Below are 9,372 nucleotides of genomic sequence, written 5' to 3' on the forward strand. Positions count from 1 at the left end.
GGAAGGCCACTGCTAGAATCCGGGGTTCCCCCATGAGCCTGAATAGGTGAACCGATATGAGTGACCTGCTGGTACGGCTGAGAGGGCGCGGCTGGCGACTGACCGCCCAGCGGCGCGTCGTCGCGGAGGTCCTCGACGGCGATCACGTCCATCTCACGGCCGACGAGGTGCACGCCCGCGCGGTCCAGCGGCTGCCGGAGATCTCCCGCGCGACCGTCTACAACACCCTCGGCGAACTGGTCGGCCTCGGCGAGGTCATGGAGGTCGCCACCGACGGCCGGGCCCGGCGCTACGACCCCAACGCCCACCGCCCGCACCAGCACCTGGTGTGCTCCGGCTGCGGCACGATCCGCGACGTCCACCCGGCCGGGGACCCGCTGGCCGACCTTCCGGCCGAGCAGCGGTTCGGCTTCGCCGTCGCCACCGCCGAGGTCACCTACCGCGGGATCTGCCCGGACTGCGCCTGACGCCCGGGGCCGGCGGCTCGCCGACCCGCCGAAGGGGCCGGCCGAACCCAAGGGCTCGGCCGGCCCCTTCGGCTGCGGTGCGGTCGACGGACGGCCGCTCAAGGTGCTCGAACCGCTGCTGCTCTCGTCGACGACGATGATCTCCCCGCTGGAGCTCGACGAACCACCGCCCCGGCCGGCGCCGTCGGCGACGAGGGCGCGGCCGTCGGGGCTGGATGCGTAAAGGGCGGGACAGGGGGTGTACAAGCGTTTACCCTGGGATGGGTGAACGTCTGTGCACCCTTCTGTGGACCAGCGTCTGGAGCACCATGACCCCGGTGACGGCCGAGCCCGGCCAGACCTCCCCCGTCCCGTCCGCCAGGACGCCGCGGGCCGATCTGATCGTGCCCGTCCTCGCCTTCTGCGGCGTCGTGGTCGCGGTCATGCAGACCCTGGTCGTGCCGCTGCTCCCGCACGTGCCCGCGCTGACCGGCAGTTCGCCGGGCGCGGCCGGCTGGCTGGTCACCGTCACCCTGCTGACCGGCGCGGTCTTCACGCCCGTGCTCGGCCGGGTCGGCGACATGTACGGCAAGCGCCGGGTGCTGCTCGCCTCGCTGGGCGTGCTCACCGCCGGGTCCGTGCTGTGCGCCGTGAGCTCGCAGATCGGCGTGCTGATCGCCGGCCGCGCGCTGCAGGGCGCGGCCCTCGCCGTCATCCCGCTCGGCATCAGCATCATCCGCGACGAACTGCCGCCCGAGCGCGTGCTGCCCTCCATCGCCCTGATGAGCTCCACCCTCGGCATCGGCGCCGCGATAGGCCTGCCGGTGGCGGCGCTGGTCGTGGAGAACTTCGACTGGCACACCATGTTCTGGGCCTCCGCCGCGCTCGGCGTGCTGGACATCGCCCTGGTGCTCCGGACCGTGCCGGAGTCGCCGCTGCGCTCCCGGGGGCGCTTCGACCTCCCCGGGACCCTCGGCCTCGGCGCCGTCCTGGTCGGCCTGCTGCTCGCGATCACCCAGGGCGCCGGCTGGGGCTGGACCTCGCCGCGCACGCTCGGCCTGCTCGGCGGCTCGCTGCTGCTCGGGCTGCTCTGGGGCCGGTACGAGCTGCGCACCGCCTCGCCGATGGTCGACCTGCGGGTCTCGGCCCGGCCCGCGGTGCTGCTGACCAACCTGGCCGCGATGCTCATCGGCTTCGCCTTCTACGCGAACTCCCTGGTCACCGCGCAGATGGTGCAGGAGCCCAAGGAGACCGGCTACGGTCTCGGCGCCTCGATCGTGGTGGGCGGGCTCTGCCTGCTGCCGGGTGGCCTGGCGATGGTCGCGCTGTCCCCGCTGTCCGCCCGGATCTCCGCCAAGTACGGCCCCCGGACGACGCTCGCCGTCGCGGCGTCCGTGATGGTGGTCGGCTACCTGGTGCGGTTCTTCACCAGTCACAGCCTCTGGCTGATCGTGGCCGGGGCCACCGTCGTCGCCTCCGGCACCGCCCTCGCGTACTCGGCGCTGCCCGCGCTGGTGATGCGGGCGGTGCCGGTCAGCGAGACGGGCGCGGCGAACGGGCTGAACACGCTGATGCGCTCGGTCGGGCAGGCCTGCTGCAGCGCGGTGGTGACCGCCGTGCTCGCCCACGTCACGTTCACCGTCGCCGGGCGCACCGCCCCCACCCTGCACGCCTATCTGCTGATCTTCCTGATCGCGGCCGGGATGGCCGCCGCCGCGCTGGTCGCGACCCTCTTCCTGCCCGCCGGCCGCACGGCGCGCCCGGGCCCCGCCGCAGCCGGTACGGTCGGGGTGACGACCCCGGCGGCCCCGGCCCAGGAGAGCGCATGACCATCGCCGACGAGACCGGCGCGACCGAACCGGCCACCGGGCCGGTGACCGGGCGGCCCGAACAGCCCGGCGAGGCCGAGCAGGGCACCGGGCGGGACGCGATCCTGCGCGCCGCCCGCCGGGCCTTCGCCCTGCGCCCCTACGCCGACGTCACCATGCGGGGGATAGCGGCCGACGCGGGCGTCAGCCCGTCGCTGATCGTGAAGCGGTTCGGCAGCAAGGAGCACCTGTTCAACACCGTCGCCGACTTCGGGCCGGCGGCGGACGAGCTGTTCGCCGCCGAGCCCGGCGCGCTGGGCCGCCACCTGGTGCTCACCGTGGTCCGGATGCGCCGGGAGCAGCGCGGCGACCCCCTGCTGCGCGTGGTCTTCTCGCTCGGCAACGACGACGAGCGGACCCTGCTGCGCGAGCGGTTCCGCCGCCAGGTGACGGACCGCCTCGCCGCCTCCCTGCCGGGGCCGGACGCCGAACTGCGCGCCGAACTGATCGCCGGCCAGCTGCTCGGGCTCGGCGCGACGCTCAGCCTGCACCGCCCGGGCGCGGGCGACCACGCCACCCCCGAGCGGCTGGCCGAGCTGTACGCCCCGGCGCTGCAACGGCTCGTCGACGGCGCCTGAGACGGCTGGCCCCCGTGCGGGCCCCGACCGGTCACGCCGGTCGGGGCCCCGCCGTCAGGCCGGTTCGACCGGCTCCGGGGTGGTGGCGCGGGTGCGGCGCAGTGCGGCGAGGGCGGTGGCGACGGCCAGGAAGGCGGCCACGACCCCGGCGTCGCGGGCGAGTTCGGCGAACCCGATCGGCGGCGCCCAGTAGTAGGGCGGGGCCAGCATGGCGGTCCAGGGGAGGACGGCCAGGGCGGCGCCGGCGGCCCGCAGCCGGTCTGGGCGGGCGGCGGCGAGCTGGACGAGGTAGGCGATCGTCATCACCAGGGCGGGCCAGGCCGTGGAGACGTCGAGGAGGGTCTGCAGGCTGTCGGAGAAGACGGGCTCGGAGAAGTCCCCGGGGCCGGCCCACGGCCAGCGCAGGACGAGCGCGGTCATCGGCAGTGCCACGGCGACGGCGGCGAGCGCCGCCCCGGTGCGGCCGCGCGCGGACCGGTCGACGGCGTCCGGCGGGGCGATCAGGACCGGCCCGGCGAGCAGCAGCCAGAGCGGGAGCAGGAAGACGTACTGGAGGAACGCCCCCGACGGGTACACGAGGAAGGCGGCCGGAGCGCCGGCCCCGGCGAGGACGCCGGCCAGGACCAGCAGTCGGGCGTGGCCCCAGCGCCCGAGTGCGGCGAGGACCAGCGCGAGGATCCAGGGCGCGGTCTGCACCGCGCCCACCACGGCGGTGGCCGTGGCGTTCGGGCTGAACAGGTCCACCCGGGGCACCGTGAGGAAGAGGCTCATCACCAGGTGCACGGTGGCCAGGGCCGCGCCGCCGGCGAGGGTGAACGGCGCCGCGCCGGCGAGGACGCGGCCGGCGGGGTCGCGTGAGCTGAGCCGGGTCCGCAGCCGGACGGCGTGCGCGGCGAGGGCCGTCCACTCGCGCAGGACGGTGCGGCGGTCGCCGTCCTGTACGGACTCCGCGAAGACGGCGGCGATCTCCTCGCCGTGCGAGGACCGGTAGGCGGCGGGGTAGAGCCCCAGCAGGGCGAGCCTGGCGGGCGGCGGGGTGGCCTGGGCGTGCGTGCTCATGCGGTGGCTCCGTTCAGTCGGGGCATGCTGAGGCCGGTCCCGCGGCCGGGGTTCGGCCCGCGGCCGAGGGCGAGCCTGCGGTCGGCCTCGGCGACGCCGGCGCGCAGGCGCTCCGTCTCCTCGCCGAGCACCTGCCGGCCCTCCTCGGTGAGGGCGAAGGTGCGGCGCATCCGGCCCGCGACGGTCTCCTCGTGGTCGATCCGGATCAGCCCCTGCTGGAGGAGGCGGTCCAGTGCCGTGTAGAGGGTGCCGGTGAGGAGCTTGGTCCGGCCGCCGGAGATGGCCAGCACCTCCTGGACGATCGCGTAGCCGTGCCGGGGGGCGTCGGCCAGCGCGGTGAGCACGAGCCTGGTCGGCTCCTGTAGTTGACGGTTAGCCATGGGGGCGAGCATAGCTAAATGATCAGAGTATGTCGATGATTGAGCTATCGGGCCGTCAGAAGATGCGGGTAGGGGGCGATCGGCCAGTGGGTCTACGCCCTCCTGATGCGGGGCGCCGCCGGGCGCCGGCACCTCCGGTGAGCGGCCCGGGGTAGCCGGCCGGCCACGTGTCGTGGGTCTCATCGGGGGCCGTGGCCAGTTCGTCCGCGTCCCAATGTGGTGAGATGTGCGCGTCACAGAGTGATGGCGCTGACGGGGGTGCGTGATGAGGAGTGGACGGCTGTTCGGGCTCGGGTCGGACACCGGTGCGGCGGATCTCGCCGCCGTGGGGCTGATCCGGCTGGCGACCGGCGAACGGCTCGGGGCCGGGGCCCGGCCCTGGCTGTGGCAACTGCGGGCGGCCTCGTTCGCCGACACCTGGCTGGCCTTCGCCGACCCGGCCGCGCCCGGGCTCCGGGTGCCGGCGGGCGCGGCCCTGCACCAGCTCGTCCGCCGGGCGGCGGAGCTGGTCCTGCTGACCCGCGAGGGGGACGGCCCGGCGGCGCTTGAGCTGCTGGGCCGGGAGTCGGCCGAGGCGCACGAGCGGTCGCGGTGCTCCGACACCGCCCATCCGGTCGAGCCCGTCGCGCTCGCCCTGCTCTGGCACGGCGTGCAGGCGGCGACCGCCGACGGCCCCGACGCGGCGGCGGAGCGGGAGTGCCACGACCGCCGCATCGCCGAACGGTCCGAGGCCTACGTCCGCCGCCGGCACCGCCGCCAGGACACGCTCGCGCTCATCCTCGCCTGCGCCCGCTCCGCCGCCACCGCCCTGGCGGAACTGAGCGGCGACGACCCGGGTAGGGCGGCCGCCCGGCTGGAGGAGTACGCCATCCGGTCGATGGCCCAGGCCGGTCCGGTGCCGCTCTGGGTGCCGGGGCGGCCCGGGCAGCTCACCTCCTGAGCCTCCGGCCGGCCGGCCCGGCGGCCTCCGTATGCTGGCCCGATGCCTTTGCGGAGCCTGCACGACCGAGCCGCCCTCGAAGCCCGTTTCCGACGGGACCCGGCGTTGCACCTGATGGAACTCGGTGACCTCGACGACCTGCTGTGGCCGCACACCTCCTGGTACGGCCTCGCCCCGGACGGCCCGGTGGCGCTGCTGTACGCGGTCGGCGACACCCCCACCCTGTTGGCCTTCGGCGGGGCCGCCGAGGCACCGGAGGTGGCGGAGCTGGTCCGGGAACTGCTGCCGGTCCTGCCGCGCCGCTTCTTCGGCCACCTGACCGGCGACGCGGCCGAGGTGCTGGCCGAGGCGTACGAGGTGCGCCGCCACGGCACCCTGCTGCGGATGGTGCTGACCGACCCGGAGCGCGCGGCGGCGCACCCCGCCGACCCGTGGGCGCCGGTCCCGCTGGGCCGCGCGGACCTGCCCGAGCTGGTGAAGCTGTTCGCCGAGGCCTACCCGGGGAACTGGTTCGACGACCGGATGCTCGACACCGGCCAGTACGTCGGCGCCCGCCGGGACGGCCGGCTGGTCGCCGTCGCGGGTGTGCACGCCTGGTCGCCCGTCCAGCGGGTGGCCGTGCTCGGCAACGTCACGACGCACCCCGCGGTCCGGCGCCAGGGCGCGGCCGGGGCCTGCGTGGCCGCGCTCTGCCGGCAGCTCGCGGACGGCAGCGACCACATCGGGCTGAACGTCCGCGCGGACAACGCGGCCGCCGTGGAGCTGTACCGGCGGCTGGGCTTCACCGAGGTCATCTCCTTCACCGAGGGGACGTTCACCGCGCGCTGACCGGTACGCCGCCGTCCCGGGCGCCCGCCCGCCGGTCGCCTGCCCGGGGCGGTCACCCGTCCTCGGGGGGTCGCGCGGGGCGGCCGGAGTTCAGGCGGAGGCCGCGGTCGTCCCGCGCGTCCTCGCCCGCCCCGACGACCACGCGGCCGCACCCCCCACCAGCAGGGCCGCCCCCAGCGCGTAGACCGGCAGCCAGTGGGTCGTCGTCGCCGCCAGGCAGTCGTCGACGACCGCGCGGCTCTGCTCCCGCTGCGCGGACTCCAGTGCGTCGGGGTCCGCGCCAGCCAGGCCACCCAGGGCGGCCTGGGTCCGCAGGCTCTCGTACCGGCCCGCCTCCGGGCAGGACTGCCGGGTGCCCGGCATCGGGAACAGCCAGTCCCAGCGCTGCAGCGCCGGGGCCAGCGCCAGGGCCACACAGAGGCCCACGACCAGCGCGTACGCCGCCAGGCCGCAGGCATAGCCGACGCGTCGGCCCGGCGTGCGGACCGGCACCCGGCCGAAGGAGAGGACCACCGCGAGCAGCGTCACACCGAGGTAGGTGGAGAACCACTGCCAGGAGCCCTCGGCGAAGGAGAACGCCAGCACCACGGCGAGCGCCGTCCCGAGTACCCCGGGGTCGGCGGACAGGTCCGCACCGCCCACCGCCGCGCGGCCGCGGACACCTCGACGGCTGGGCTCACTCACGGGCTCTCTCCTGCCTGCCGCCGGCTCCGGAGCACCAGCCTCCCGCCCCGACCCGTGGTCACCCCCTGCTCCCACACCGGTCCCCGCCCGACCCCACCCGCTCGGCCCAGCGGCGCGGGCCGGTGGCCGGTCAGCCGTGGGCGGTGTCGGCCGGGCGGCAGAGGTGGAGGCTGTAGGAGGCGCGGCACTCGGTCTGCGCGGGCACCACCCCCGAGCCGCGCACGCCCTGGACCAGGCTGACCAGCACGACGGCGACCAGCGCGGCCTTGACGGCCCCGGTCAGCGCCCCGTCGTACCGGGCCGCCGAGAAGCGCCTGAACGCGTAGACGGCTCCGCAGAGCGCGGCGACGATCGCCGAGACGCTGAGGTAGCTGTAGCCGGTGATCTCGCCGTTCTCCCGGACGGTGTTCTCGAAGTGGAAGTCGGCTACCACCGGGAGGAGCGCCAGGAGGGCCGCCGCCCAGCCGATCCTGACGGCCCGGCCGCGGCCACGGAAGTACTCGATCATCGGCGTCCCCCTGGTGTACCGGAGCGGGGCCGCCCGACCCGAGGGACGGCCGCCCCCGCACCCCGGCCGTCCTCGTCGTGGAGGAGGACGCCGGGGGGCGACACCCGGTTCCGGTAGGCGAGGTGACGCGGCGTCAGTCGAGCGTCGCCGCCTTGCGCAGCAGGACCGACCGCTCGCGGGCGTTGCGGCAGAGCCGGGCGGCGAGTTCCAGCTCCGCCCGCGCCTCCGCGGTGCGGCCGAGCCGGGAGAGCAGCTCGCCGCGCACGCTCGGCAGCAGGTGGGAGCCGGACAGTCGGCCGGCGGCGGCCAGCGTGTCGACCAGGGGCAGCGCCTCCTGCGGCCCCGACGCCATGGCGACGGCGACCGCCCGGTTGAGTTCGACCACGGGGGAGGGCGCGACCCGGCCGAGCGCCTCGTAGAGCAGCACGATCCGGTCCCAGTCGGTCTCCGGGACGGAGGGGGCCGTGGCGTGGCAGGCGGCGATCGCCGCCTGCAGGCCGTACGGCCCGAGGCCGCGCCCGGCGGCCGTCGCCCGGGTGAGCGCGGCCAGGCCTCGGCGGACGGCGGAGCGGTCCCACAACCGGCGGTCCTGGTCCTCCAGCAGCACGGCCTCGCCGTCCGGACCGGTGCGCGCGGGGAAGCGCGCGGCGGTGAGCTCGAAGAGGGCGAGCTGCCCGAACACCTCCGGTTCCGCGGGCAGCAGCGCGGTGAGCGTGCGGGCCAGCCGGATCGCCTCGTAGGCGAGACCGGGGCGCAGCAGCCGGTCGCCGGACGTCGCCGTCGAGCCCTCGGTGAAGATCACGTAGAGCACGCTGAGGACCCCGCCGAGCCGCTCGCGCCGTTCCGTCGCCGGGGGCAGCTCGAAGGGCACCCCGGCCGCGCCGATCGTCTTCTTCGCCCGGGTGATCCGCGCCTGGACGGTCGGCACGGGTACCAGGAAGGCCCGGGCGATCTCCTCGCTGGAGAGGCCGGCCACCACGCGCAGGGTCAGCGCCGTGCGGGCCTCGGGTGACAGCACGGGGTGGCAGGCCACGAAGATCAGCGCGAGGACGTCGTCCTCGATCCGGTCCGGGTCCCAGGGCGGGTCGTCGGACCGGTCCGCGGGCGGCTCGGCGCCCGAGCTCGCCCCGCCCTCGCCGAGCCCGCCGGCCAGCGCGGCGTAGCGGTCGTCGAGGGCGGCGCGGCGGCGGAAGTGGTCGATGGCGCGCCGCCGGGCGGTGTTCAGCAGCCAGCCCACCGGGCTGGCCGGCTCGCCGTCGCGCGCCCAGGCGACGAGCGCCTGGGCCAGGGCCTCCTGCGCGACGTCCTCGGCCAGGTCGAAGTCCCCGGTGTACCGGGTGAGTACGCCGACGATCCGCGCGGACTCGATCCGCCAGAGGGCCTCGACCGCCCGCCGGGCGGCCGCGCCGCCCGGCGGATCGTCCGGTGCCGGAGGTGTCAGAGCTGGCCGGTCCGCTCGCGCCATGCCCGTTCCTTGATGATCCACTCGTTGTCCTGCGGGAACTCGTCGATCCCCGGCACGCGCCGGATCTCGATCTTGGTGCCGGGGAAGGACGGCAGCCGCTTGGCCCACTCGACCGCCTCCTGCTTCGAGGCCACGTCGAGGATGTAGAAGCCGCCGAACAGTTCCTTGGTCTCACCGTACGGGCCGTCGGTGACAACCGGGGTCTCCCCGCTGACGTCGACCACCACGCCCTGCGCCGCGTCGTCCAGGCCCTCGGCCGCGACGAGCACGCCGGCCCGGATCAGCTCGTCGTTGTAGCGGCCCATGGTCGCGAGCATCTCGTCGAACGGCGTCTCCATCATCTTCGCGATCGACTCGTCGCTGCCCCGCATGATCAACATGTACTTCGCCACGACTGCTCTCCTTCGTCCCGGGGACCGTTCTTCGGTCCTCTCTATCCCAGGTCGAACGGGACGGCCGCGGATCGACACGGCGGCGAAGGAATGTCCGGGCCGGGTCCCTCCCGGCCCGACCGGCGGCCGACCGTTCCCGCCGCCGGCGCCGCCGAGCACGGCTACCGGATGCGGTTCATCGAGTCCATGCCGCTGGACGCGCAGGGCGCCTGGGACCGGGCGAC

Annotated in this window: 11 protein-coding genes; 5 read left to right on the forward strand and 6 right to left on the reverse strand. The window is 75.5% G+C overall.

Annotated features, from left to right (window positions below; all coding sequences use genetic code 11):
* Positions 1–56: 56 nt before the first annotated feature.
* The 3 genes from ABZ497_RS31750 to ABZ497_RS31760 all read left to right on the forward strand — a co-directional run bounded on the left by ABZ497_RS31750 (position 57) and on the right by ABZ497_RS31760 (position 2,892).
* Positions 57–467: a Fur family transcriptional regulator gene (locus ABZ497_RS31750; protein WP_329491548.1), complete on the forward strand. Its 411-nt coding sequence runs from the start codon at positions 57–59 to the stop codon at positions 465–467.
* Positions 468–727: 260 nt separating this feature from the next.
* The gene (locus ABZ497_RS31755) at positions 728–2,275 is read left to right on the forward strand and encodes an MFS transporter (protein WP_359810314.1); all 1,548 of its coding nucleotides are present in this window, start codon (positions 728–730) and stop codon (positions 2,273–2,275) included.
* On the forward strand, positions 2,272–2,892 hold the full coding sequence (locus tag ABZ497_RS31760; protein WP_359810317.1) for a TetR family transcriptional regulator: 621 nt from the start codon (positions 2,272–2,274) through the stop codon (positions 2,890–2,892). Before ABZ497_RS31755 ends, ABZ497_RS31760 begins: the two co-directional genes overlap by 4 nt.
* Positions 2,893–2,946: 54 nt before the next feature.
* On the opposite strand, the gene ABZ497_RS31765 is transcribed toward ABZ497_RS31760, so the two are convergent.
* Positions 2,947–3,951, reverse strand: coding sequence for a hypothetical protein (locus tag ABZ497_RS31765; RefSeq protein ID WP_359810320.1), 1,005 nt, complete (start codon positions 3,949–3,951; stop codon positions 2,947–2,949).
* Positions 3,948–4,331 (reverse strand): PadR family transcriptional regulator, encoded by a 384-nt coding sequence (locus ABZ497_RS31770; RefSeq protein WP_359810323.1) that lies wholly within the window; start codon positions 4,329–4,331, stop codon positions 3,948–3,950. Before ABZ497_RS31770 ends, ABZ497_RS31765 begins: the two co-directional genes overlap by 4 nt.
* 265 nt (positions 4,332–4,596) lie before the next feature.
* On the opposite strand from ABZ497_RS31770, the gene ABZ497_RS31775 reads away from it, so the two are divergent.
* Together ABZ497_RS31775 and ABZ497_RS31780 are read left to right on the forward strand one after the other, a co-directional pair.
* Complete coding sequence (locus ABZ497_RS31775) at positions 4,597–5,271, forward strand: hypothetical protein (protein ID WP_359810326.1); 675 nt, start codon at positions 4,597–4,599, stop codon at positions 5,269–5,271.
* Between the two features lie 42 nt (positions 5,272–5,313).
* Positions 5,314–6,099 (forward strand): GNAT family N-acetyltransferase, encoded by a 786-nt coding sequence (locus ABZ497_RS31780; protein WP_359810329.1) that lies wholly within the window; start codon positions 5,314–5,316, stop codon positions 6,097–6,099.
* Between the two features lie 90 nt (positions 6,100–6,189).
* Here ABZ497_RS31780 and ABZ497_RS31785 read toward each other — a convergent pair whose 3' ends face one another.
* From ABZ497_RS31785 to ABZ497_RS31800, 4 genes are all read right to left on the reverse strand, one after another.
* Complete coding sequence (locus tag ABZ497_RS31785; protein WP_359810332.1) at positions 6,190–6,783, reverse strand: hypothetical protein; 594 nt, start codon at positions 6,781–6,783, stop codon at positions 6,190–6,192.
* Positions 6,784–6,913: 130 nt separating this feature from the next.
* On the reverse strand, positions 6,914–7,291 hold the full coding sequence (locus ABZ497_RS31790) for a hypothetical protein (protein ID WP_359810334.1): 378 nt from the start codon (positions 7,289–7,291) through the stop codon (positions 6,914–6,916).
* Positions 7,292–7,424: 133 nt separating this feature from the next.
* Positions 7,425–8,756, reverse strand: coding sequence for a sigma-70 family RNA polymerase sigma factor (locus tag ABZ497_RS31795; RefSeq protein WP_359810337.1), 1,332 nt, complete (start codon positions 8,754–8,756; stop codon positions 7,425–7,427).
* A complete protein-coding gene (locus tag ABZ497_RS31800) occupies positions 8,729–9,148 on the reverse strand; it encodes a YciI family protein (protein ID WP_329491558.1) in 420 nt (139 codons plus the stop codon). The genes ABZ497_RS31795 and ABZ497_RS31800 overlap by 28 nt, the downstream gene beginning before the upstream one ends.
* Positions 9,149–9,372 lie beyond the last annotated feature (224 nt).

The organism is Kitasatospora sp. NPDC005751, assembly GCF_040630835.1.
GTDB lineage: Bacteria > Actinomycetota > Actinomycetes > Streptomycetales > Streptomycetaceae > Kitasatospora.

Excerpts from the sequence above, each read along its gene's own strand:
- ABZ497_RS31750 (WP_329491548.1), top strand. The coding sequence starts at position 57 with ATGAGTGACCTGCTGGTACGGCTGAGAGGGCGCGGCTGGCGACTGACC.
- ABZ497_RS31755 (WP_359810314.1), top strand. The coding sequence starts at position 728 with ATGGGTGAACGTCTGTGCACCCTTCTGTGGACCAGCGTCTGGAGCACC.
- ABZ497_RS31760 (WP_359810317.1), top strand. The coding sequence starts at position 2,272 with ATGACCATCGCCGACGAGACCGGCGCGACCGAACCGGCCACCGGGCCG.
- ABZ497_RS31765 (WP_359810320.1), bottom strand. The coding sequence starts at position 3,951 with ATGAGCACGCACGCCCAGGCCACCCCGCCGCCCGCCAGGCTCGCCCTG.
- ABZ497_RS31770 (WP_359810323.1), bottom strand. The coding sequence starts at position 4,331 with ATGGCTAACCGTCAACTACAGGAGCCGACCAGGCTCGTGCTCACCGCG.
- ABZ497_RS31775 (WP_359810326.1), top strand. The coding sequence starts at position 4,597 with ATGAGGAGTGGACGGCTGTTCGGGCTCGGGTCGGACACCGGTGCGGCG.
- ABZ497_RS31780 (WP_359810329.1), top strand. The coding sequence starts at position 5,314 with ATGCCTTTGCGGAGCCTGCACGACCGAGCCGCCCTCGAAGCCCGTTTC.
- ABZ497_RS31790 (WP_359810334.1), bottom strand. The coding sequence starts at position 7,291 with ATGATCGAGTACTTCCGTGGCCGCGGCCGGGCCGTCAGGATCGGCTGG.
- ABZ497_RS31795 (WP_359810337.1), bottom strand. The coding sequence starts at position 8,756 with ATGGCGCGAGCGGACCGGCCAGCTCTGACACCTCCGGCACCGGACGAT.